The sequence below is a fragment of the Rhodanobacter sp. ANJX3 genome, from assembly GCF_014200755.1.
In the GTDB taxonomy this organism is placed as follows: domain Bacteria; phylum Pseudomonadota; class Gammaproteobacteria; order Xanthomonadales; family Rhodanobacteraceae; genus Rhodanobacter.
The window spans coordinates 333,539-355,043 of record NZ_JACHCM010000005.1 but is presented as its reverse complement, the minus strand read 5'-3'; the positions used below and the strand labels follow the sequence as shown (position 1 = coordinate 355,043).

Below are 21,505 nucleotides of genomic sequence, written 5' to 3'. Positions count from 1 at the left end.
GATCACGGCAATGAGCGATCTACTCTCACAGGAAGAAATCGATGCGCTGCTCAATGGCGTCGACGACGGCCACGTCGAAACCGCGAGCGACGTGCCGCCGGATCCGTCGGCGATCCTCGACTACGACTTCACTCAGCAAGACCGTATCGTGCGCGGCCGCCTGCCTACGCTGGAAATGGTCAACGATCGTTTCGCGCGGTTCTTTCGTACGTCGCTGTTCGGCGTGCTGCGCAAGACTTGCGAGGTCTCGGTGCTCGGCGTGCGGATGCTCAAGTTCAGCGAGTACGTGCAGGGTCTGGCCGTGCCGAGCAATCTCAACCTGATCAAGCTCAAGCCTCTGCGCGGTACCGGACTGGTAGTGATGGAGCCGCGGTTGGTGTTCACCGTGATCGACAATTTCTTCGGCGGCGACGGCCGGTATCACGCGCGCATCGAAGGCCGCGATTTCACGCCGACCGAAAACCGCGTTATCCAGATCCTGCTGGCGGAAGTTTTCACCGCGATGGTTGAAGCGTGGGCGCCGGTCATGGCGGTGCAGTTCGAATTTCTCAATTCCGAAATCAATCCGCAGTTCGCCAATATCGTTAGTCCGACCGAGACCGTGGTGGTGTCGCGCTTTCACATCGAACTCGATGGCGGTGGCGGGGAGATCCACCTCACGCTGCCCTACTCGATGGTGGAGCCGATCAGAACGATGCTCGATGCAGGTGTGCAGAGCGATCGGGTGGAGCGTGACGATCGCTGGATCAACAACCTGCACGAGGAAGTGATGGACGCCGAGTTGGAGATCAGCGCGCTGCTGCTGGAAACCCACATAAACATCGGCGAGTTTCTGTCGCTTCGCGTTGGCGACGTGATCCCGTTGAGCCTGCCCGAACTGACCACCGTATTTGCCGAAGATATCCCGATATTCCGCGGCCGTTACGGTCAGTCCGGCGGCCGGTACGCGGTGCGATTCAACTCCCAGGTACGTCGTCGCGAATTGCGACCCACCCTCGACTTTAGCGAAGAGAAAGCCCCATGAGTCAGAACATCGAGAGCGGCCCCAGCACGGGCAGTCCCCTTTCTCCCGGCGACGGGCGCGTTGAATTCGATGCCTTGAACGAGGCGCCGGGCGAGAGCGCCGAAGTGAGCCTGGACATGATTCTCGATGTGCCGGTAACGCTTGCCATGGAAGTGGGGCGAACGCGCATCAGCATCCGCAATCTGCTGCAACTCAACCAGGGCTCGGTTGTGGAACTCGATCGGGCTGCCGGTGAACCGCTGGACGTATTCGTCAACGGCATGCTGGTGGCGCATGGCGAGGTGGTGGTGATCAACGAGAAATTCGGCATCCGTCTGACCGATGTGATCAGTCCGTCCGAACGCGTGCGCAAGCTGCGATGATGTTGTCTGTCGCGTTGCCGGTCGCTGCGTCGAGCACGCCCGACATCGATGTCGGTGGCGAGCTGTTGCGCGTGGTACTGAGTCTGGCCGGGATCGTGCTGCTGATTTTCGTGGCCGGTTGGATGAGCCGCCGATTGCAGGCACGTCAGTTCACCGGTGGGCGACGTCTGCGCTGCCTGGAAACGCTATCGGTCGGCACCCGCGAACGCGTGCTGCTGCTGGAGGCCGATGGCAAGCGTCTGCTGATCGGCGTGGGTACGGGCGGCGTGCGAACGCTGCACGTCTATGACGGCATAGCGCCAGCGGTGGCCGCCGAACCGACGCCCATGCCAAGCTTTGGCGAAGTGCTGGGCCGCTGGAGGCGTCGTTGATGAATCGGCCCATGCTGCGCCTGTTGCTGTGTCTCTTGCTGGCCCTGCTGCCGCTGGCCGCTTCGGCCGCGCAGAGCGGCGCGATCGCGCCGGTGGCGCCGATCGCCCAGACGCCCTCATCGTCGGCTGGTATCCCGGTATTCACGGTGCAGAACGTCGGCGGTGGACAGAACTGGAGTCTGTCGCTGCAGACGCTGGCGCTGATGACCGTGCTGACCATGTTACCGGCCGTGCTGCTCATGATGACGTCGTTTACGCGCATCATCATCGTGCTGAGTTTTCTGCGTCAGGCGCTGGCGACACAATCGACGCCGCCCAATCAGGTGCTGCTCGGGCTGGCGTTGTTCCTGACCCTGTTCGTGATGTCGCCGGTCATCAACCACGCCTATCAGGATGGCGTCAAACCGTATATGGATTACCAGCTGGGTGCGGAGCAGGCGATCCCTCTGGCCGCGGCCCCGTTCAAGCATTTCATGCTGGATCAGACCCGCGACGCCGACCTGCAGCTGTTCACGCACCTGGCCAAGGAGAAACCCTACGCCAATAAGGAGGAGGTGCCGTTTCGCGTGGCGATGCCGGCATTTCTCACCAGTGAACTGAAAACCGCCTTTCAGATGGGTTTTCTGCTGTTCATTCCGTTTCTGATCATCGATCTGGTCGTGGCCAGCGTGCTGATGTCGATGGGTATGGCGATGGTCTCGCCAGCGATCATCTCGCTGCCGTTCAAGATCATGCTGTTCGTGCTGGTCGACGGCTGGTCCCTGCTGATCGGAACGCTTGCCGGGAGTTTCTACACATGACGCCGGAATGGGTACTGCAGTTTGGTCAGCACTCGCTTTATGTGGCGATACTTGTCGCTGCGCCGATGCTGCTTACGGCGCTGGCCGTGGGTCTGCTGGTGGGTATTATCCAGGCCGCCACGCAGATCAACGAGATGACCTTGAGCTTCATTCCCAAGCTGATGGCGATGGCGCTGGTCGGGCTGATCGCCGGTCCATGGATGCTGCGTACGCTGGTGCAATTCACCCACCAGCTGATCGTCGGCCTGCCCGACGCCATCAAATGAACAGCGTGGAGCTGGCCACGGTGATGAGCTGGCTCAACGGCATGTTGTGGGCGCTCGGTCGCGTGGGCGGCTTTTGCCTGGTGGCGCCGATCTTCGGTGCCACCGTGCTGCCGACACGAATCCGCGTGGCGACCGTGGTTCTGCTGACCTTCGTGCTGGCGCCCTTGTCGCCGGCCCAGCGCGATATGTTCAGCGCTGCCGGCGTGGCCACGATCGCCAGTCAGATGCTGATCGGCGGCAGCGTCGGCTTTGTGCTGCAGCTGGTGTTTCAGGCGGTCTCCTACGGCGGCATCCTGGTCGGCCAAAGCATGGGCCTGGGCTTTGCCGAACTGATCAATCCCACTTCCGGCGGCAGTGTGCCTGTGCTGGGTCAGTTCTACCTGCTGCTGGTCACCTTGCTGTTTCTGGCGATGAATGGCCATTTGCAGGTCATCGCCTTGCTCGCCGACAGTTTTCGGACGCTGCAGCCGGGTGTGTCGGGGCTCAGCAACAATGCCTTGTTCGCGGTGGTAGCTGCCGGTGGCGACCTTTTTGCGGGCGCCTTTCGCGTGGCCTTGCCGGCGATGACCGCGCTGCTGCTGGTGAATATCGGCTTTGCCGCGATCAGCCGTTCGGCGCCGTCGATGAATCTTTTCGCGGTCGGTTTTCCGATCAGCATCTGCATGGGCTTCATCGCGCTGTGGTTGGCCATGCGCGGTCTGGCCAGCTCCTACGGCGCGTTGCAGAGCGCTGCGTCGGCGCTGATGCGTCAGCTGCTCGGCGGCTGAGGCGCGCGTATGGCCGAGCAGGAAAACGAAGACCGCACCGAACAGGCCTCGGAAAAACGCCTGCAGGATGCGCGCGACAAAGGCGAGGTTCCGCGTTCGCGCGATCTGGGCGGCGCCATGATCGTGCTGGCGGGAGTCACCGCACTGCTGGCCAACGGCCAGCCGATGTATCGCCATGCCCGGCAGATCTACCGGCTGGGCATGAGCTATCCGCGCGAGGCGCTGTTCACCGATAAGTTGCCGCTGCGCGTGTTGTCCGCGGCGGGACATGAGGCCATAGCGCTGCTGCTGCCCGTGCTGATGGCGACCGTGCTTGGCACCCTGGCCGCTCCGATCCTGATCGGTGGTCTGAGCTTCAGCGCGCAGGCGCTGCAGCCGAAGTTCGATCGACTCGATCCGATCGCCGGCATCGGCCGGCTGTTTTCCATGAACGGTCTGGTCGAGTTGGGCAAGTCGCTGCTGAAACTCGGCTTTATCGGCGGGGCGCTGGTCTTGCTGCTGCGACATGCCGAGTCCGCCGTGCTGGCGACCGGCACCGGCTCGGTACGTGCCGGTATCGGCGAAATGCTCAAGCTGTTGGGACAAGCCGGACTGACGTTCGGACTGGTGCTCGGTTTTATCGGTGGCATCGATGCACTCTGGCAGCGCTTCGATTACAACCGTCGTCATCGCATGACCAAGCAGGAAGTGCGCGACGAGCATAAAGACAGCGACGGCAGCCCGGAACTGAAGAATCGCATTCGGCAGGTGGCGCAGCAGCTTTCACGCCGCCGCATGATGCAGGAGTTGCCCAAGGCCGATGTCGTGGTGGTGAACCCGACCCACTTTGCGGTGGCGCTGAAATACGACGACAGCCGCATGCGCGCGCCGCGCGTGATCGCCAGGGGCGCCGACGTGCTGGCCCAGCAGATTCGTCTGGTGGCTGCAGCGCATCGCATCCCTCTGGTCGAAGCGCCGCCGCTGGCGCGGGCCTTGTATGCCACCACCCAGCTTGGCCAGGAGATTCCTTCCGCGCTCTACGTCGCGGTCGCGCAGATTCTTGCCTACGTCTATCAGCTGCGGCAGGCGACCGAACACGGCGACCCCATTCCGCCGCCGCCGCGACCCGAGGTCGATCCCGACTTGCAGGGCCGTTACCGCGAACCGTAACAACGCAGCACACCACCAGGGCAGCATGGCATGGCCACGACAAGCGCATTCGAAACATTCAAGCAGGTGAGCCGCCGCGGTGTCGGTGCGCCGGTGGTGATGCTGGCGATGCTGGCGATGCTGATGCTGCCGCTGCCGCCGTTCATTCTCGACATGCTTTTCAGCTTCAACATCGCGCTGTCGCTGGTCATTCTGCTGGCGGTCGTCTACGTGATGCGGCCACTCGAGTTTGCCGCGTTTCCGACGGTGGTGCTGATGGCGACACTGCTGCGGCTGGCGCTCAACATCGCCTCGACCCGCGTGGTGCTGCTGCACGGTCACGATGGTCCCGGCGCGGCAGGCAAAGTGATCGAGGCTTTCGGCGAGTTCGTGATCGGCGGGAATTTCGCGGTCGGTCTGGTGGTGTTCGCGATCCTCACCATCATCAACTTCGTGGTGATCACCAAAGGCGCCACGCGCGTGTCGGAAGTGACTGCACGCTTCACTCTGGACTCGATGCCCGGCAAGCAGATGGCGATCGACGCCGATCTCAACGCCGGCCTGTTGACCCAGGATCAGGCGCGCGATCGCCGGCAGGAGGTGCGCGAAGAAGCGGATTTCTACGGTTCGATGGACGGTGCGTCGAAATTCGTTCGCGGCGATGCCACGGCGGGCATTCTGATCCTGCTGATCAATATCGTCGGCGGCTTTTTCGTCGGCATCATGCAGCACGGTCTTTCCGCCGGCGAAGCGGCGCGTACGTATACGCTGCTGACCATCGGCGACGGTCTGGTGGCCCAGGTGCCGTCGCTGATGCTGTCGGTCGCCACGGCGGTCATCGTCACGCGCGTTTCCAAGTCGCAGGACATGGGCAAGCAGGTGATCGGCCAGGTGTTCGCACAGCCGCGCGCGCTGGCCGTGGCCGGCGTGGTGCTGCTGGTGATGGGGCTGATTCCCGGCATGCCGAATATCGCCTTCCTCATCCTGGCATCGGCATGCGGAGCCGCCGCCTGGATGATGAAGCGCCGCGACGCGGAAGCGAAAGCCGGCGTGGCCAAGGCCGCGGCCGAGGCGCTGCCGGCACCGCTGCCGGCCGAACGGCTCGAATTGGGTTGGGAGGATGTTGCCAGTGTGGACCCGGTCGGCCTGGAAGTCGGCTACAGATTGATTCCGCTGGTCGACAAGAACCAGGGCGGCGAGCTGATGGGCCGGATCAAGTCGGTGCGCCGCAAACTGTCGCAGGAGCTCGGCTTTCTGGTCTCTGCGGTCCATATTCGCGACAACCTGGATCTGGCTCCCAACACCTACCGGATCACCTTGATGGGCGTGCCGATGGGCGAGGCCGAGGTGTATACCGAGCGCTATATGGCGATCAACCCGGGCCGCGTCCATGGCACCCTGCAAGGCTTGACCACACGCGATCCGGCCTTCGGGCTGGAGGCGGTGTGGATCGAAGGCAGCCAGCGCGACCACGCGCAAAGCCTGGGTTATACGGTGGTCGATCCGGCCACGGTGATCGCGACCCACTTGTCGCATTTGCTGCAGAACCATGCGCACGAATTGCTCAGTCATCAGGATGTCCAGCAGTTGCTGGACCGCCTCGCCACGAGCGCGCCAAAGCTGGTGGAAGATCTCGTGCCCAAGCGGCTCGCGCTGGGTGTCGTGGTCAAGGTGCTGCAGAACCTGCTGGCGGAGCGGGTACCGATCCGCAACATGCGCAGCATCGTCGAGTCTTTGGCGGAGCACGCCGGGCAGAGTCAGGATCCCGGCACCTTGACGGCATCGGTACGCGTTGCGCTGGGTCGGCAGATCGTCCAGGAAATCGCCGGTTTGGGTACCGAAATTCCGGTGCTGACGCTGGCACCGGAGTTGGAACAGATTTTGCTCAGCTCTCTTTCGAGCAGCGGCGTCGGCGGTGCGGCGGTGGAACCGGGCCTGGCCGACCGTTTGCAGCAGACAGTGGCCGAGGCCGCCCAGCGTCAGGAAGTGAGTGGCGAACCGGCCGTGTTGTTGGTTCAACCGCAGCTCCGACCGTGGTTGGCCAGGTTCACTCGGCATGTGGCGCAGAACCTGCATGTGCTTGCCTATAACGAGGTGCCGGACAACCGCCGAGTCAGGTTGGTCCAGGCCCTGGGGCGTTGAGGGACGAGGTCGAACGATGGGTAACGGAGCGCGGCATGAAGTTTGAAAAAATCACGTTGAAGGCGCGAGTCGATCCATCGGCATTCGACGTTCTTAAGGCATCGCAAAGGCTGCGCCGGAGCCGTCCATGAAGATCAAGCGATTTCTTGCCGCGGACATGCGCCAGGCGATGCGTGAGGTGCGCGCAGATCAAGGCGCCGATGCGGTGATTCTTTCTACTCGCCGACTCGACGATGGCATCGAGATCATCGCGGCCATCGACTACGACGAAACGCTGGTTCGTGAGGCCGCACGGCACGGTGCACCGATGCCTGAATCCGTCGCCGGTCCCGCGACGGCCGAACGTCGTGCGCAGGTTTCGCCGCCGCCGATGCCGGTACCGCCGAGCGAACTGTCCACGCTGCAGCCGATCGTCGAACAAAACGTGCTCGAGGCGGCGCGCATGCGCGCTGAGCTGGGCGGCCTGCGCGAGTTGCTCGAACAGCAGTTGTCGAGCCTGGCCTGGAATGACATGGAGCGCCGTCGCCCGATGCGTGCGCGCGTGCTGCGCGACATGACACGCCTGGGTATCGAAACGGATGTGGCGCGGCAGTTGATCGAAGAATTGCCCGAGCAGCTGAGCGCCGATCAGGCGCGCTATTTGCCCCTGGGTCTGCTCAGCCGCAACCTGAAAGTCAGCGGCCGCGATCTGGCTGAGACCGGTGGCATTACCGCGCTGGTCGGGCCTACCGGCGTGGGCAAGACCACCACCGTCGCCAAACTCGCCGCGCGCGCGGTCATGCGCCACGGTCCGGGCAAGGTCGCGCTCATCAGCACCGATCATTACCGTATCGGGGCCGCGGCGCAGCTGGAACACTATGGGCGCCTGCTCGGCGTGCGCGTCTATTCGGCGCACGACGCCGCCAGCCTGACTAGGGCGCTGGACAGTCTGAGCGAGCATCACACCGTGCTGATCGACACCGCTGGCGTTGCCGGCAGCGACCCGCGTCTTGAACAGCAGCAGGAGGTATTGCGCCAGGCCAACGGCGACGGTCGCTTGCGTACCTGTCTGGTGCTGGCGGCGAACGCGCAGGCGTCGTCGCTGGACGATTCGGTGCGCGCCTACCTTCCGCTGCAGCCGCAAGCGTGCATCGTGACCAAGCTGGACGAAGCGCCGAGCCTGGGCGGCGTGCTGTCGGTGCTGATTCGTCACCGTCTGCCGCTGGATTGCACGACGGACGGCCAGCGTGTGCCCGAAGACATCAGCGCCGCCGATGCGCGCGTGCTGGTGTGCCGGGCCGCGCAGGTTCAGCGGCGCCTCGCTCCGGCTGTCGACGATGTGGAAATGGCCGAGCGATTCGGTCTGGCGGTGGCAAGTCTATGAACGGGGCTATTCCGGTGGATCAAGCTTGGGGTTTGCAGAATCTGTTTGCGGCACCGCCGTCGCCGCGGCCGCGCGATGCGGAAGTGCTGCATCAGGCATCCAGTCTTCGCGCGATGACGCCACCGCGGCGCCCGACACGAACGCTGACCGTAGCGGCCGGCAAGGGCGGCGTGGGCAAGACGACCGTGGCGGTCAATCTGGCCATGGCGATGTCGATGGCCGGTCGCGACGTGATGCTGCTCGATGCCGATATGAGCGTCGCCAACGTTGATGTGCAGCTGGGCCTGACGCCGCTGCGGCACGTGGGACATATGCTTGAAGGCAACTGCTCGCTGCAGGACCTGATCATCCCGGGGCCGCATGGGCTGAAAGTGGTGCCGGGCGGCTCGGGTGCACGCCAGCTGGCGCAGATGTGCAACGGCGAGCACGCGGCCGTGATCCGCGCCTTCGACGATCTGATCGTTCCGCCGGAGTACCTGGTGGTGGACACCGCCGCCGGCGTATCGGACGACGTGATGATGTTTGCGGCGGCGGCCGACGATGTGCTGGTCGTGGTGTGCGACGAACCGGCCTCGCTCACCGATGCGTACGCGTTGATCAAATTGCTCAGCCGGGATTTCGGCGTGCGGCGATTCCATATTGTCACCAACATGGTCCGGCACGCGGGCGAGGCGAGGCTTCTTTACGAGAAACTGGCTCGCGTCAGTGAGCGCTTCCTCGATGTGGCGCTCAGTTTGATGGGCGTCATACCGCATGACGAGCGGCTGCGACAGGCGATCAAGCGCCAGGGTGCGGTAGTCGATCTGTGGCCATCCAGTCGTTCAGCCATGGGATTTAAGCAAATGGCCAGTGCGGTCGATACATGGAAAGAGCCCGTGTATCCGGATCTTGGTCGGATCGCCTTTTTCAGCGGTCAGAACGCTTCGGCAGCGGGGTGGTGAGGATGAGTGTCGCTTCGGAATACCTACAGCTACAGCGTGCGGAAGCCGATCAGCTGGTCAGGCAGCATGCGCCGCTTGTGCGTCGCATCGCCTACCACTTGATGGGGCGTCTGCCGCCCAGCGTGGATGTGGGCGATCTGGTGCAGGCCGGCATGATCGGCTTGCTGGAGGCCGCGCGCAATTTCGCCACCGATCGCTCCGCGAGCTTCGAAACCTATGCGGGTATACGAATCCGCGGCGCGATGCTCGACGAATTGCGGCGCACCGACTGGACCCCGCGATCGGTGCATCGCAAGGCCCGGGAAGTCGCCGAGGTGGTACGCAAGATAGAGAACGAGACGGGCGCAGATGCCGACGCTGCCGAGGTGATGCGGCGATTGGGCATGAGCGTCGAGGAGTATCACCAGGTGCTGGCCGATGCTGCCGGTGCCCGCTTGCTGAGCCTTACGGCGCCTGACGATGGCGAAGGTGGCGAAGGCAGCGGCGCGATGGACATCGTCGACCAGAGCGGTTTGAGTCCGCAGGAGCGGATCGAGCGCAGCGGGATGCGGACGGCGCTGGCCAAGGCAATCACTACCCTGCCTGACCGCGAGCAGCTGGTGATGTCGTTGTATTACGAGCAGGAGTTGAATTTGAAGGAGATCGGTTTGGTACTGGGTGTGACCGAGTCGCGCGTGTGTCAGATCCATGGGCAGGCGCTGATCAGACTGCGTTCGCGGATGGGCGCATGGTGCGACGACGCCAGCCCGTAATGCGCCGATCAGCGCCGCTTGAATGAGGGGCGTGGGAAAGAACGACGGTTGACGCGCGGCGCATGGCAAACAAAGTGGTGTGTTGGATTCGGTATCGCCTGAGACCGACTGGTCTGTGCAGTGCCGATATCCACCGCAGGTCGTGGATTTTATGTGCTGCCTCAGTCGCCCTGGACAGGGCTAGTGGAGAGAGTGTTTGGACAAGAATATGAAAATCCTGGTGGTCGATGATTTTTCCACCATGCGCCGAATCGTTCGCAACCTCCTGGTGGAGCTTGGTTTCAGCAATCCGCTGATCCAGGAGGCCGACGATGGCGAGAATGCGCTTGCCCTTATGCGGACAACGGCATTCGACATGGTCGTCACCGACTGGAACATGCCCAACATGACTGGCATCGACCTGCTGCGCGCGATTCGCGCCGAACCCAAGTGGAAAGGATTACCGGTACTCATGGTGACCGCGGAAAACAATCGCGAGCAGATCATCGCCGCCGCTCAGGCAGGCGTGAACGGTTATATCGTCAAGCCTTTCACGGCCATTACGCTTCGTGAAAAGTTGGAAAAAATCTTCGAACGGCTGGCCGCCGCAGGAGCCACCGCATGAGCGCGATCCAGTCCGACGTCATCGAAAACCTGCCGCCCGAAGTGCTGGCCTTGCTCAATAGCGAGGATGGGCTTGCCTTCGAGCAGGCGCTGGACAGGATCGTGCGAGAGCGCGAACAGCATTTGTTCCGTGCGCTGGGCCGGCTTGCCCGCGATCTTCATGGCGCCATGCGCCGCCTCGGTGGCGAGCTGACGTTCGAAGGCGTGCCGGAAAGCATGGCAGACGCACGCAAACATCTGGTGGAAGTGCTCGACATGAGCGCGAAGGCCGCCCATCGCAGTCTCGACTTCGCCGACCGCATGCGCCCGGAAGCCGTGGCGCTGTCGGCCAATGCCGCCGAAGTGCTCGACTTCGCCAAAGGCACGACCGACCCGGCCGCAGTACTGGCTCACCAGGCCATCGCCTTTGCCGAAAAATGCGGCGAAGGGCTGGATGACATGGTGATGGCGCAGTCCTGGCAGGATTTGTCCGGGCAGCGCATCAAGAAAGTGGTCAGCTTCATCGAATCGGTCGAAACCTCGCTGCTCGAGCTGGTGCGCCTGACCGGTTCCCTGGCATCGGGCGACAAGCCCGAGGCCGTGGCCAAAGTTTCCAGCCAGGACGAAGCCGATCGCCTGCTCAGCGAGTTCGGATTCTAAGGGACGCCAGCTGATGGATCCCACGCTCGACCGTGAACTGCGCGACGATTTTCTGGTGGAGGCCGGCGAATTGATATTGCGGCTGGGCGAGCAGCTGATCCAGCTGGAAACCGCGCCGCTGGACCGGGAACTACTGAACGCGGTATTCCGCGTTTTCCACACGGTCAAGGGCGGCGCCGGGTTTTTGGCTATCGAACCGATGGTGCAATTGTGTCATTGCGCGGAAGAATTGCTCAACGAGGCGCGCAACGGTGCCGTGGTGCTCGGTTCGGCGCAGATGGATGCCCTGCTCGAAGCGCTGGACCAGCTCAACGGCATGATGGATGCGCTGAACGCATCGACGCCGTTGACGCCCCCGCCGATGTCGCTGCTGGATCGTTTGCGACCCGTCGCCGCGAAGCCGGACATCGGCAGCGCCCGGGTCGTGAAAGGCAGCATCCACACCGATACGGTCGAAGAGGCTTTCGAGCGCATGCTGGATCAGTTGAGCGAATCCCCATCGGCTACGGCGAGCGCGTCCGACGCGAATATCACTGAGAGCGAGTTCGAAGCGCTGCTGGACAGTCTTTACGGTACGGGCGGTGCGCCGGGGGCGGATGCTGCCGAGGTGCCGATGGCGCCGGCGGCAAAAAGCAACGTGCCGTCCTCTGGCGCTGGCGTGATCGAGGCGGACGAATTCGAAGCGCTGCTCGACCAATTGCACGGAAAAGGCGTGGCGCCCGGCGTGACCGAAACGGCGGCTGCCGACCCCATGCCGGAGCCTGTTGCCACGGCGATGGCAGAGCCTCTCCCGACGGCCGCGGCCGCAAGCGCCTCGACCGCGGCGCCAGCCAAGCCGAAGGCCGCTGCGGAAACCACTGTGCGCGTGGACACTGCCAAGCTCGATACGATGCTCAATCGTGCCGGCGAGCTGGTGCTGGCGCGCAATCGGCTGTTGACCCTGGCTTCGCGCATCGACAGCGAGCCGCTGAGCGTGGCCGCCGGCGAGCTCGATCGGATTTCCAACGAGCTGCAAACCGCCGTGCTCGGCATGCGGATGCAGCCGGTGGGCCGGCTGTTTCAGCGCTTTCCTCGGATCGTGCGCGACCTCGCGCGACAGCTGGGCAAAGAGATCGAACTGATCCAGGAAGGCGAGGACACGGATCTCGACCGCAGTCTGGTCGAGGCCTTGGCCGATCCGCTGGTTCATCTGCTGCGCAATGCGGTCGACCACGGTCTGGAGACGCCATCGGAGCGCGAGCGGGCCGGCAAGCCGCGCAAGGGCAGCGTGCGCCTAGCGGCGAGCCAGCGCGGCGAGCGCATCGTCATTTCGGTCAGCGACGACGGCCGCGGCATGGACCCGGAGGTGCTGCGACGCAAGGCGGTGGAGAAAGGCGTGATCGATGCCGCGCAGGCGGCGCATCTGTCCGAGGTCGAATGCTATGAATTGATTTTCCGCCCCGGTTTCAGCACGGCCGCCACGATTTCGGATATTTCCGGTCGCGGCGTGGGCATGGACGTGGTCAAGACGCGCGTGGCCGAGCTAGGCGGCACGTTGCAGGTTCGTTCGCGTCTGGGTCATGGCAGCACACTGGAGCTGACGGTGCCGCTGACACTGGCGATCCTGCGTGTGCTGATGGTGCGCGTGGGCGACCGCTTGTTCGCGCTGCCGCTGGGCAACGTCAGCGAGGTCTTCGAGTTGAACGCGGCGCAGGACCATGCGCTGGACGGTCGTCGCGTCGTCGCCCATCGCGGTCGTGCCCTGGTGCTCGGCGATCTCGCCGGCTGGGCCGGTATCGACGATGACGCGGGCGGCCATGTGGTGGTGCTGCACGTCGGCCATCTGCATCTGGGCTGTCTGGTGCACGAGGTCATCGGTCGCGAAGACGTGATGGTCAAGCCGCTGGGGCCGCTGTTCGACGGCGTGCCCGGCGTGGCCGGCGCCACCGTGACCGGCGACGGTCAGCTCGCCCTGGTGCTCGATCTGGCGGTGCTGGCCGGGGACGGTGATCGATTGCTCCCCTCGCTGAAGGTCTCCGCCTGACATGGATCTGATCAGCATCATCGGCACCATTCTGGCGTTCGCCGTACTCATCGTGGGCGCCATCCTCAAAGGTACCGACGTATCGGCGCTTTGGAATCCGGCCGCCTTCACCATCGTTTTTGGCGGCACCATCGCGGCGATAATGCTGCACACGCAGGGGCGCGTGCTCAAGCAGGCGATGGGCATGCTGATCATGGTGTACAAGCCGCCGATGCTGCAGCCGGAAAATCTGATCAGCCGGGTGGTCGGCTGGAGCGAAATTTCCCGCCGCCAGGGCCTGCTCGGCCTCGAGCCGCAGATCGACGCCGAGTCCGACCCGTTCATTCGAAAGGGCATGCAGATGCTGGTCGACGGCAACGAACCGGAGGCCATTCGCAGCGTGCTGGAAGTCGAACTGGAAACGCGCGAACACGCGGATCTGAATGCCGCGAAAGTCTATGAAAATGCGGGAATCTATTCGCCCACGATGGGCATCATCGGCGCCGTGCTGGGCCTGATGGCGGTCATGCGCGATCTCACCGATCCTAACAAGCTCGGTCACGGTATCGCTGCGGCCTTCGTTGCGACGATCTACGGCATCAGTCTGGCCAACCTGCTGCTGCTGCCGATCGGTTCGCGCCTGAAGGCGCTGATCAACAAACAGACCCAGGTGCGAGAGATCGTCATCGAGGGACTCGTGTCGATCGCGCAGGGCGACAACCCTCGCCAGATAGAAAGCAAGCTGCAGGGCTATCTCGCATGAGACGCAAAAAAAAACACGAAGAGCACGTCAACACCGAAGCCTGGGTGATTCCCTATGCGGACCTGCTGACCCTGCTGCTTGCGCTGTTCGTGGTTTTGTATGCCATGTCGAGTGTCAACACGAGCAAATACAGAGCGCTGGCGCAGTCGATCTCCGAAGCCTTCAACGGCACGCGGCAGGTGATTCGGCCGGTGCCGTCGGGCAATTTGCCGGCTAGCGCCTCGATGCAGGCCACCGTACCGTCACCCATACCCAGCGCACCGTTGGCGCGCATTCCGCCACCGGTACCGACGCGTGCGATGATCGTTCCGATCAAGCCGCAGGCGCAGGCAAGCCAAGACAAACCCGGTAACGATCGACAAGATCTGGAGCGCATCCGCAGCCAGGTCGAACACGCGTTGCAGCCGCTGATCGACAAAAACATGGTGGTCGTCAGGCGCACCAACAACTGGCTGGAAATCGAAATCCGCACCGATATCCTGTTTCCCAGTGGGGTGGCAACGCTATCGCCATCGGCCAATCAGATCCTCGCCAATCTCGGCCAGATCCTTGCGCCTTTTGCCAACCCGCTGAGGGTCGAGGGCTATACCGACGATGTGCCGATCAATACGGCGCTGTATCCGTCCAACTGGGAATTGTCCGCTGCGCGCGCAGCGAGCGTGGCGCGGCTGTTCGCCGATCATGGCGTAGAGCCGGATCGACTCGGGATTGTCGGCTGGGGCCAATACCATCCGTCGGCGGACAACCTCAGCCAGGACGGCCGCAATCGCAATCGCCGTGTCTTGGTCGTCGTGTTGAGCAATCCGGAGGCGCCGACACGCTTTTACAGCCACAGCGATCAGATCAATCACACGGCCGATACCGATCCCAACGTGCCCGATGGCCGATCATCGGTTCCGATCGCCACTTCACCGCCGATAACCGCGCCCACCGCGGTGCAAGCCTCCGTTTTGTCTCCTACCGTGATGCCGCCAGCTATAGCGCCACCGCTCGTCATCGCTGGCGCAGATAGACCGGCCATGGCGACGGCGCATCTGGACGCCAAGGACTGACGCGTGGATATCTGGGCTATCGCCAATCAAAAGGGTGGGGTGGGCAAGACCACCACGACTGCCACGCTGGGCGCTTTGCTTGCGGAAGAGGGCATGCGCGTGCTGCTGGTGGATCTGGACCCGCACGCATCGTTGAGCGGGTATTTCTCACTGGAAGACCTCAGCGGCATGGGCAGCGTGTATGAGCTCTTCCGCCAACATCATCCGCCCGCGATCGCCAGCCTGGCGCGGAGTACCGGACACAGTGGTCTGTGGCTGCTGCCGGCGGCGGCACCGATGGCCACGCTGGATCGTCAACTGGCCGCACACAAGGGAACCGGAAGGATTCTCGCCAATGCGCTGACCATGCTCAACAATGTATACGACTACGTGCTGCTCGACTGTCCGCCCACGCTCGGCCTGCTGATGATCAACGCGCTGGCCGCGGCGCAGCGGTTGTTGATGCCGACGCAGACCGAGGCACTTGCTCTGGACGGACTCGAGCGCATGCTGCGCAGTATGCAAATGATCGAGCGTTCGATGGGGCGCGTGCTGCCGCATTGGATCGTGCCCACCATGTACGACGTCGACGCAGCGCACAGCCGGGTCTCGCTGATGAGCTTGCGTGAGCGCTATCGGCACGCGGTGACTCGACAGGTGATTGCAGTCGATCCGCAGATTTGCGAGGCAGCCGAGCACGGTCAGCCGCTGACGTGCTGGCCGGCGGCCCGGCAAAGCACCGAAAGTTACCGCGCTCTCCTGCACGAACTGCTTGCGGCCGGACGAACTTTCACGGAAGCCTCGGCATGAATGGCGACACGCTACCCGCATTCCAGGCGGTCGACGATTATCTGGACGATCTGCTCAGCGACGCGCCGTCGCCGCTGCCTGCCGCCGCCGCCGTGGAGCGGGACTCGTCATGGCCGCCGTCGACCAGCGGTTACCTCATATGCACCGCAGCCGGTGTCGTGGTCGCCATACCGATGAACCAAGTCGCCGACATCCTGCCGGCGTCTTCCGTTGAAGGCGATAAGGTGCAGGCTGACGACGGTGAAACCCGTCGATCCGTACGCGTTGTCGACCTCGCGCGCATTCTTGCCGACCATCTGCATGAGCCTGCGGCCGATATGCTGGTCGTGCTCCACGGCTGGCGCTGGGCTCTGGCCTGTCGCAGCACCGAAGAGGAAACCTCGCGCATCGCCAGTGCGGATATCGACTGGCGGGTGGCGCGCCCCGAACGCCGTCATCGCCCATGGCTTGGCGGTATGTGCAAGAACGGCCGCCGCGCGGTGCTTGATGTCGTGGCACTTCTGGATATGCTGGATCGCGACCACCGAGGTAATCCAAGCGTATGAGTCATCCCTACCATGCAGACACGATCGCGCGGCAGCCTTGGCTGGCGTTTCAGTTGGCCGGGCAGCATTACGCCGCACCGTTGAGTCACGTCAGTGAAGTCATTCACGATCATGCTCCCACGCCGGTGCCGGGCGCAGCAGACGATCTGCTGGGTATCTGCCAGTTGCGCGGCAACATCGTGCCGCTGATCGACGGCCGCCGCCGCCTCGGCCTGGATGCCGCGCCACCGGGCGATGTCGAGTCCGTGCGCATCGTGGTGTTTGCCTATGAAGGCCATCGGGTGGGTTTGCGAGTGGATGCGGTCGGCGACATCCTGCGACCGACGGCCGAGGCGATCGATGCCCCGCCGCCGAATCGATCGAAACACGACGACGATCCGGTACAGGCCGTGCTCGCCTGGCAAGGGCACTTTGTGGCGCTGCTCGATGTACCCCGACTGTGTCGGCTGGCCCCGGATTTGCACCGTGTGGCTTGAGGCAGCGTTGCTGATTTTGCTGGTGCTGTTGCAAGCAGGTTCTTTTGCGCTGCTCTGGTATCAGGGGCGCCGGTTGCGGCGCGATCTGATCACGCAGGCCAACAACGTGCCGGCCCTGTTGACGACCAGCACCCTCGGTAAGATCGAGCATCGGCTGGACGCTCTGGATGAACGCCTGCGGCGAATCGATGAGCGCAGCCGAAGCGTCACCCGCACCTTACCGCTCACTCCTGCGCCTGCGCCGACCGGGCCCGTCCAGCATGCCGTCATGCACAACTACGAATTGGCCCAGCAGTTGGCCCGGGAAGGCAGCGCGCTGGAGGTTCTGATGGAGCGCTGCGGCCTGTCGCGCAACGAAGCGGAGCTGGTTCAACGTCTCTACGCCGACCGTAGCTGACGGCGGAGCCAGCCATACCGAGTCTCAGCCTTCGGTGGATGCGGCATACACGCTCGCCAGCACTGCTGCCGCCGCGTTATAGAGCAGCGGCGGCACGTCCTTGCTCATGCGCAGCGAGGTCAGCAAGGCGGCGATCTGGCCGTCATGGTGCAAGGGCAAACCCAGCGCGCGGGCGCGCTCGAGCAATGTCTCCAATTCATCCGCATTGAGGCTTGGCGGTATCGGGGATGCCTCGGTGCCGCTGGACAGGCGAAGCACGACCTTGCGTTGCGGCGACGGTAGCAGCCGCTGATTCATGCGGTGGCCTTGAGAAACACGGCGCTTCGGCTGGCTTCTGCCTGAGGCAGGCCGGTCTGGCAGCTCAACTGATCCAGGCTCAGGCCGCTGACGGCGAGCGCCGCACGCAGGTTGTCGAACTGCTGCTCCAGCCGCGCGGTGCTCTCGCGCAGCAGGGCCCACAGTCGAACGGACAGATGCAGGCCGCGCAGCACGAGTTCGCCCTGGACCGGACCCAGCGACGGCAGATCGAGAGCGAAGCCGAGCGTCCAGTGCTGGCGTTGTTCGCTGTCGCCGTCGTGCTGCTCCAGCCTTATCTGAAGAACGTCGGCACCTTGCTCACCCTGCACCGGAATCTCGATCATCCAGGCCGGTACTTTGCTGGCCTCCAGTTGCGCCACTTCCAGCCTGGCCAGCGCGGCCTGTACATCGGTGCGCAGCCGCGGGAGGAAACTGGCGGCCTCGCTGTTGTCGGCCAGTTCGGGCGGCAGGGTCAGACGGCCTTGTGGCGTCATCCCGCGCGACTGCAGCGGCGGTGCGACGCTGCCGGCGCTATCGTCGCGCAGCGCGGGTTGATTGTTCAAAGCGTCGAGCAAGCGCAGCAGCGCACCCTTCCAGTCGCCCTGGCCGGTGCTCGCCTCATCGCCACCAGGTTGGACGAGCTGCGATTCCAGAAACAGCCCGCTGCGTTCGATCGCGCGACGCAGCCCATCGCCGGTGGCCAATTCGTCCGTCGTGCTCATGCTGTGTTCGAGCAGCGCCAGCGCATTGCGCACATAGGTGGGAAGCTGACGCAGCACCGGCCATTGTGCCAATGCGGAAACCGTGGCCAAGAGCGGAGCGTAGCCGTTCTGCTGCGGCAGTCGCTCGCGCATGGCCTGATTGACGCTGGTATCCGCAGCGGCTTGCGCCCCGATGATCTCCAGCAGCGGCTGCGGCCCCAGGCTCAGTACCCGAACCTGAAACTGCGACGGTAGCTGAGTGCCGGGCGCCTCGGCTTCGACGGTCAGCGCGCCGATTTGCAAGACGAGCAAACCCTGGTCGTTGAAACCCAGTGGACGCGCGGACAGCACGTTGCCCATGCGCCAACCTTCGGCGCTGGCACCGGCAGCGGCACCGAGCCAGGTCAGTGCGGCGACGCTAGTTGGTTGAATGATCACGCGCGGCTCCTCCGCCAGTGATCGCGTCAAGTTTCTTCTCCCCGCGATCGTCAGGAAATATCGGCCGATTTAGCAAGAACTTGAGTTTGGTCGCCGGCCATGCGCGTGGATCGATCCTAAAGCTGTGGCCGTGCCGGCCGATAAGTCCAACGCACAGACATATTCGGCGAGGTTAAGCGCGTGGGCAAGAGCAGTAGAAGCGGTGCGGCAGACTGTCCGACGGCGACGATCGAACTACCCGCCGATTGCCGTATGGCGGAACTCCCGGCGCTGCGCGAGCAGTGCCTGGCCACGCCGTCGAGCACGCTCGATGCGGCGGCTGTGACGCGTGTCGACACGGCGGCGTTGCAGCTGCTGGTGGCGGTTCATCGCGATGCGCAGACGCGTGGCGAGCATGTCGCCTGGGCCAACGTGAGCGCGCCGCTGCGCGAGGCGGCAGAACGGCTTGGCCTGACCCAGGCCCTGGTATTACCGGCTGCGATGCCAGCCTGAACTTGAGGAAAGACGATGGCAAAGATTCTTGCGGTAGACGATTCGGCTTCGATGCGCGGCATGGTGGCATTTACCCTGCGTGGGGCCGGACATGAGGTGAGCGAGGCGGAGAACGGGCAGCTTGCGCTGGATGCGGCGCGCGGCGCGCGCTTCGATCTGGTGCTGGCCGACGTCAATATGCCGGTGATGGACGGCCTCAGCATGGTGCGGGAGTTACGCACGCAGCCTGACTACAAGGGCGTGCCGATCCTGATGCTGACGACCGAATCGACGCCTGAAAAGAAAATGGAAGGCAAGGCCGCCGGCGCGACTGGCTGGCTGGTCAAACCGTTCGATCCCGAGCAGCTGCTGGCGACCGTTCGTCGCGTTCTCGGCTGAGCGGAGAACGCCATGAGCATGGTCAGTCTGGAGCAGTTCCACCAAGTCTTCTTTGAAGAAAGCCTGGAAGGTCTCGAGGCCATGGAAGCGTCGCTGCTCGCGCTGGATCAGGGCGCCGTCGATGCGGAGCTGATACACCGCATTTTTCGCGCGGCGCATTCGATCAAAGGGGGTGCGGCAACCTTCGGCTTTCCGGATATGGCCGCGTTCACCCATGAGGCCGAATCGCTGCTCGACGAGTTGCGCGACGGGCGTCGGGCGATCGACGGGCCGATCATCGAACTGCTGCTGCGCACCGTGGATTGCCTGCGCGGCATGTTCGATCGCGCCCAGACCGGGCAGCCGCTGGCCAATGCGGAAAGTGACGATCTTCGCCGGCAATTGGCAGCGGCCGTCGGCCGCACCGCTTCGGCCGTGCCGGGACCAACCGCTGCCGCCGCGTCGACGGCCAATGGATGGATCATCGAGTTTCGGCCGCACGCCGGCATGCTGGCCGGTGGCAACGATCCCCTGCGCCTGTTCGGCGAACTGGCCGAATTGGGCTCGCTGTCGGTCGAAGCGCAGCTCGATCGCGTGCCCGCACTGAACGCACTCGAGCCGTCCGAATGTTATCTGGGCTGGCGTCTCGAGCTGACCGGCACGGCGGGCCGGGACGCCATTGCGGCGGTGTTCGACTGGGTCGAGGGCGAATGCGATCTGCGCATCGAACCCATGAGCGCCGCGGCAAGTTCGGTCGAGCCGACGCTGCCGGCCAAAGATATCGATGTGGCACCCGCGCCGACGATGCCGAGCGGCGCGCCGAAAAATACGCCGGCCAGCAGCAACGATGCCGGCTCGGTTCGCGTCGGCATCGACAAGATCGACAGCCTGATCGACCTCGTCGGCGAATTGGTGATTACGCAGGCGATGCTCGATCAGTTCCGCGAAGATTTCGATTCCACTCGACTCGCGCTGCTGCAGCAAGGCCTGGCGCAGCTGGCCCGACACACCCGCACGCTGCAGGAAAGCGTGATGGGTATACGCATGCTGCCGATCGGCTCGGTCTTCAACCGCTTTCCGCGACTGGTGCGCGATCTGAGCCAAAAACTGGGCAAGCAGGTGAAGCTGGACATGGTGGGCGAGCACACCGAGCTGGACAAAACCGTGCTCGAAAAAATCGGCGACCCGCTGGTGCATCTGGTGCGCAACGCCATCGATCACGGCTTGGAAACGCCGGAAAAACGCCGCGCGGCTGGCAAGCAGGAAAGCGGTACGCTGCGACTGGAGGCGTTTCACCGCGGCGGTTCGATCGTGGTGGAAATCGTCGACGATGGTGCCGGTCTCAACCGCGACGCCATCGTGACCAAAGCCATGCAGAAAGGTCTGATTTCGTCCGCTGACAATCTGTCCGACGATGCTGTCAACGAGCTGATTTTTCAGCCCGGCTTTTCCACGGCAGCCACCACCACCGATTTGTCGGGACGTGGCGTGGGCATGGACGTGGTACGCCGCAACGTGGTGGATCTGGGCGGCAGCGTCGCCATCGCGAGTCGTCCGGGCCACGGTACGACCTTCACCATCACGCTGCCGCTGACGCTGGCCATCATCGACGGTTTGAGCGCGGCGGTAGGCGAGGAGTGCTACATCGTGCCGCTGGTATCGATCGTCGAATCGGTACAGCTGAAAGCGGATGCCGTGCGCAGCGTGATCGGCGGCGGTGAACTGTTCCGCTTTCGCGACGCCTACCTGCCGATCGTTCGTCTGCATGAGCATTTTGGTTGCGTCGGTGCGAAACAGCGGATCGAGGATGGTCTGGTGATCGTGGTCGAAGCGGACGGCGGTCGGGTAGGCCTGTTCATCGACGGCCTGATCGGCCAGCAGCAGGCGGTGGTCAAGTCGCTTGAGGCTAACTATCGCCGCATCGAAGGTATTTCCGGCGCGACCATTCTGGCCGATGGATCGGTGGCATTGATCATCGATGTCGCCGGACTAGCGCGCATGCAGTCCCGACGTCGAGCGGCGTAATACGGCCGATCTA

The 21,505-nt window shown here is 63.7% G+C and carries 25 protein-coding genes; 23 read left to right on the top strand and 2 right to left on the bottom strand.

Annotation, left to right across the window (positions count from 1 at the left end; genetic code table 11):
• Window positions 1-10 precede the first annotated feature (10 nt).
• From fliM to HDE76_RS15530, 20 genes are all read left to right on the top strand, one after another.
• The gene (gene fliM, locus HDE76_RS15625) at window positions 11-1,024 is read left to right on the top strand and encodes a flagellar motor switch protein FliM (RefSeq protein ID WP_179478383.1); all 1,014 of its coding nucleotides are present in this window, start codon (window positions 11-13) and stop codon (window positions 1,022-1,024) included.
• Complete coding sequence (gene fliN, locus HDE76_RS15620) at window positions 1,021-1,386, top strand: flagellar motor switch protein FliN (RefSeq protein ID WP_179478381.1); 366 nt, start codon at window positions 1,021-1,023, stop codon at window positions 1,384-1,386. The genes fliM and fliN overlap by 4 nt, the downstream gene beginning before the upstream one ends.
• Entirely contained in the window at window positions 1,383-1,757 is a 375-nt protein-coding gene (gene fliO / locus HDE76_RS15615; protein WP_255481628.1) for a flagellar biosynthetic protein FliO, read from the top strand. The genes fliN and fliO overlap by 4 nt, the downstream gene beginning before the upstream one ends.
• Window positions 1,757-2,557, top strand: coding sequence for a flagellar type III secretion system pore protein FliP (gene fliP / locus HDE76_RS15610; RefSeq protein ID WP_304624926.1), 801 nt, complete (start codon window positions 1,757-1,759; stop codon window positions 2,555-2,557). The genes fliO and fliP overlap by 1 nt, the downstream gene beginning before the upstream one ends.
• Window positions 2,554-2,823, top strand: coding sequence for a flagellar biosynthesis protein FliQ (gene fliQ / locus HDE76_RS15605; RefSeq protein ID WP_179478378.1), 270 nt, complete (start codon window positions 2,554-2,556; stop codon window positions 2,821-2,823). The genes fliP and fliQ overlap by 4 nt, the downstream gene beginning before the upstream one ends.
• Window positions 2,820-3,590: a flagellar biosynthetic protein FliR gene (fliR, locus tag HDE76_RS15600; protein ID WP_184508916.1), complete on the top strand. Its 771-nt coding sequence runs from the start codon at window positions 2,820-2,822 to the stop codon at window positions 3,588-3,590. The genes fliQ and fliR overlap by 4 nt, the downstream gene beginning before the upstream one ends.
• A gap of 9 nt (window positions 3,591-3,599) precedes the next feature.
• On the top strand, window positions 3,600-4,739 hold the full coding sequence (gene flhB, locus HDE76_RS15595) for a flagellar biosynthesis protein FlhB (protein WP_179478374.1): 1,140 nt from the start codon (window positions 3,600-3,602) through the stop codon (window positions 4,737-4,739).
• Between the two features lie 30 nt (window positions 4,740-4,769).
• The gene (flhA, locus tag HDE76_RS15590) at window positions 4,770-6,860 is read left to right on the top strand and encodes a flagellar biosynthesis protein FlhA (RefSeq protein ID WP_179478372.1); all 2,091 of its coding nucleotides are present in this window, start codon (window positions 4,770-4,772) and stop codon (window positions 6,858-6,860) included.
• A gap of 127 nt (window positions 6,861-6,987) precedes the next feature.
• Window positions 6,988-8,223, top strand: coding sequence for a flagellar biosynthesis protein FlhF (flhF, locus tag HDE76_RS15585; RefSeq protein WP_179478370.1), 1,236 nt, complete (start codon window positions 6,988-6,990; stop codon window positions 8,221-8,223).
• A complete protein-coding gene (locus tag HDE76_RS15580) occupies window positions 8,220-9,164 on the top strand; it encodes a MinD/ParA family protein (RefSeq protein WP_184508913.1) in 945 nt (314 codons plus the stop codon). Before flhF ends, HDE76_RS15580 begins: the two co-directional genes overlap by 4 nt.
• Window positions 9,165-9,166: 2 nt before the next feature.
• Window positions 9,167-9,916, top strand: coding sequence for an RNA polymerase sigma factor FliA (locus HDE76_RS15575; protein WP_184508912.1), 750 nt, complete (start codon window positions 9,167-9,169; stop codon window positions 9,914-9,916).
• Window positions 9,917-10,112: 196 nt separating this feature from the next.
• Window positions 10,113-10,520 carry a chemotaxis response regulator CheY gene (locus HDE76_RS15570; RefSeq protein ID WP_179478364.1) on the top strand — a complete coding sequence of 136 codons (408 nt, stop codon included), beginning with the start codon at window positions 10,113-10,115 and terminating at the stop codon, window positions 10,518-10,520.
• Complete coding sequence (locus HDE76_RS15565; protein ID WP_179478362.1) at window positions 10,517-11,158, top strand: protein phosphatase CheZ; 642 nt, start codon at window positions 10,517-10,519, stop codon at window positions 11,156-11,158. The genes HDE76_RS15570 and HDE76_RS15565 overlap by 4 nt, the downstream gene beginning before the upstream one ends.
• Window positions 11,159-11,171: 13 nt before the next feature.
• On the top strand, window positions 11,172-13,181 hold the full coding sequence (locus HDE76_RS15560; RefSeq protein WP_184508910.1) for a chemotaxis protein CheA: 2,010 nt from the start codon (window positions 11,172-11,174) through the stop codon (window positions 13,179-13,181).
• Window position 13,182: 1 nt separating this feature from the next.
• The gene (locus tag HDE76_RS15555; RefSeq protein ID WP_179478358.1) at window positions 13,183-13,923 is read left to right on the top strand and encodes a flagellar motor protein; all 741 of its coding nucleotides are present in this window, start codon (window positions 13,183-13,185) and stop codon (window positions 13,921-13,923) included.
• Window positions 13,920-14,975, top strand: a complete 1,056-nt coding sequence (gene motD / locus HDE76_RS15550) for a flagellar motor protein MotD (protein WP_184508908.1) — start codon at window positions 13,920-13,922, stop codon at window positions 14,973-14,975. Before HDE76_RS15555 ends, motD begins: the two co-directional genes overlap by 4 nt.
• Before the next feature lie 3 nt (window positions 14,976-14,978).
• Window positions 14,979-15,764, top strand: a complete 786-nt coding sequence (locus HDE76_RS15545; RefSeq protein WP_184508905.1) for a ParA family protein — start codon at window positions 14,979-14,981, stop codon at window positions 15,762-15,764.
• Window positions 15,761-16,309 carry a hypothetical protein gene (locus tag HDE76_RS15540; RefSeq protein ID WP_184508903.1) on the top strand — a complete coding sequence of 183 codons (549 nt, stop codon included), beginning with the start codon at window positions 15,761-15,763 and terminating at the stop codon, window positions 16,307-16,309. The genes HDE76_RS15545 and HDE76_RS15540 overlap by 4 nt, the downstream gene beginning before the upstream one ends.
• Window positions 16,306-16,785, top strand: a complete 480-nt coding sequence (locus HDE76_RS15535) for a chemotaxis protein CheW (protein WP_184508901.1) — start codon at window positions 16,306-16,308, stop codon at window positions 16,783-16,785. Before HDE76_RS15540 ends, HDE76_RS15535 begins: the two co-directional genes overlap by 4 nt.
• Before the next feature lie 7 nt (window positions 16,786-16,792).
• Window positions 16,793-17,182, top strand: a complete 390-nt coding sequence (locus HDE76_RS15530) for a DUF2802 domain-containing protein (protein ID WP_179478349.1) — start codon at window positions 16,793-16,795, stop codon at window positions 17,180-17,182.
• 24 nt (window positions 17,183-17,206) lie between these two features.
• Here HDE76_RS15530 and HDE76_RS15525 read toward each other — a convergent pair whose 3' ends face one another.
• The gene (locus HDE76_RS15525; RefSeq protein ID WP_184508899.1) at window positions 17,207-17,479 is read right to left on the bottom strand and encodes a flagellar biosynthesis protein; all 273 of its coding nucleotides are present in this window, start codon (window positions 17,477-17,479) and stop codon (window positions 17,207-17,209) included.
• Window positions 17,476-18,648: a flagellar hook-length control protein FliK gene (locus tag HDE76_RS15520; RefSeq protein WP_255481627.1), complete on the bottom strand. Its 1,173-nt coding sequence runs from the start codon at window positions 18,646-18,648 to the stop codon at window positions 17,476-17,478. Before HDE76_RS15520 ends, HDE76_RS15525 begins: the two co-directional genes overlap by 4 nt.
• 150 nt (window positions 18,649-18,798) lie before the next feature.
• On the opposite strand from HDE76_RS15520, the gene HDE76_RS15515 reads away from it, so the two are divergent.
• Genes HDE76_RS15515 through HDE76_RS15505 form a run of 3 tightly spaced genes read left to right on the top strand, consistent with a single transcriptional unit; the run spans window position 18,799 to window position 21,492 of the window.
• The gene (locus HDE76_RS15515) at window positions 18,799-19,110 is read left to right on the top strand and encodes an STAS domain-containing protein (RefSeq protein ID WP_343205721.1); all 312 of its coding nucleotides are present in this window, start codon (window positions 18,799-18,801) and stop codon (window positions 19,108-19,110) included.
• 15 nt (window positions 19,111-19,125) lie between these two features.
• Window positions 19,126-19,488 carry a response regulator gene (locus HDE76_RS15510; protein WP_179478341.1) on the top strand — a complete coding sequence of 121 codons (363 nt, stop codon included), beginning with the start codon at window positions 19,126-19,128 and terminating at the stop codon, window positions 19,486-19,488.
• A 12-nt stretch (window positions 19,489-19,500) separates the two neighbouring features.
• Window positions 19,501-21,492 (top strand): chemotaxis protein CheA, encoded by a 1,992-nt coding sequence (locus HDE76_RS15505; protein WP_184508895.1) that lies wholly within the window; start codon window positions 19,501-19,503, stop codon window positions 21,490-21,492.
• The last annotated feature ends 13 nt before the right edge of the window (window positions 21,493-21,505 follow it).

Excerpts from the sequence above, each read along its gene's own strand:
- fliP (WP_304624926.1), top strand. The coding sequence starts at position 1,757 with ATGAATCGGCCCATGCTGCGCCTGTTGCTGTGTCTCTTGCTGGCCCTG.
- HDE76_RS15565 (WP_179478362.1), top strand. The coding sequence starts at position 10,517 with ATGAGCGCGATCCAGTCCGACGTCATCGAAAACCTGCCGCCCGAAGTG.
- fliO (WP_255481628.1), top strand. The coding sequence starts at position 1,383 with ATGATGTTGTCTGTCGCGTTGCCGGTCGCTGCGTCGAGCACGCCCGAC.
- fliN (WP_179478381.1), top strand. The coding sequence starts at position 1,021 with ATGAGTCAGAACATCGAGAGCGGCCCCAGCACGGGCAGTCCCCTTTCT.
- HDE76_RS15535 (WP_184508901.1), top strand. The coding sequence starts at position 16,306 with ATGAGTCATCCCTACCATGCAGACACGATCGCGCGGCAGCCTTGGCTG.
- flhF (WP_179478370.1), top strand. The coding sequence starts at position 6,988 with ATGAAGATCAAGCGATTTCTTGCCGCGGACATGCGCCAGGCGATGCGT.
- HDE76_RS15555 (WP_179478358.1), top strand. The coding sequence starts at position 13,183 with ATGGATCTGATCAGCATCATCGGCACCATTCTGGCGTTCGCCGTACTC.
- fliQ (WP_179478378.1), top strand. The coding sequence starts at position 2,554 with ATGACGCCGGAATGGGTACTGCAGTTTGGTCAGCACTCGCTTTATGTG.
- motD (WP_184508908.1), top strand. The coding sequence starts at position 13,920 with ATGAGACGCAAAAAAAAACACGAAGAGCACGTCAACACCGAAGCCTGG.
- HDE76_RS15510 (WP_179478341.1), top strand. The coding sequence starts at position 19,126 with ATGGCAAAGATTCTTGCGGTAGACGATTCGGCTTCGATGCGCGGCATG.
- fliM (WP_179478383.1), top strand. The coding sequence starts at position 11 with ATGAGCGATCTACTCTCACAGGAAGAAATCGATGCGCTGCTCAATGGC.
- fliR (WP_184508916.1), top strand. The coding sequence starts at position 2,820 with ATGAACAGCGTGGAGCTGGCCACGGTGATGAGCTGGCTCAACGGCATG.
- HDE76_RS15575 (WP_184508912.1), top strand. The coding sequence starts at position 9,167 with ATGAGTGTCGCTTCGGAATACCTACAGCTACAGCGTGCGGAAGCCGAT.
- HDE76_RS15580 (WP_184508913.1), top strand. The coding sequence starts at position 8,220 with ATGAACGGGGCTATTCCGGTGGATCAAGCTTGGGGTTTGCAGAATCTG.
- flhA (WP_179478372.1), top strand. The coding sequence starts at position 4,770 with ATGGCCACGACAAGCGCATTCGAAACATTCAAGCAGGTGAGCCGCCGC.
- HDE76_RS15540 (WP_184508903.1), top strand. The coding sequence starts at position 15,761 with ATGAATGGCGACACGCTACCCGCATTCCAGGCGGTCGACGATTATCTG.
- flhB (WP_179478374.1), top strand. The coding sequence starts at position 3,600 with ATGGCCGAGCAGGAAAACGAAGACCGCACCGAACAGGCCTCGGAAAAA.
- HDE76_RS15560 (WP_184508910.1), top strand. The coding sequence starts at position 11,172 with ATGGATCCCACGCTCGACCGTGAACTGCGCGACGATTTTCTGGTGGAG.
- HDE76_RS15505 (WP_184508895.1), top strand. The coding sequence starts at position 19,501 with ATGAGCATGGTCAGTCTGGAGCAGTTCCACCAAGTCTTCTTTGAAGAA.
- HDE76_RS15525 (WP_184508899.1), bottom strand. The coding sequence starts at position 17,479 with ATGAATCAGCGGCTGCTACCGTCGCCGCAACGCAAGGTCGTGCTTCGC.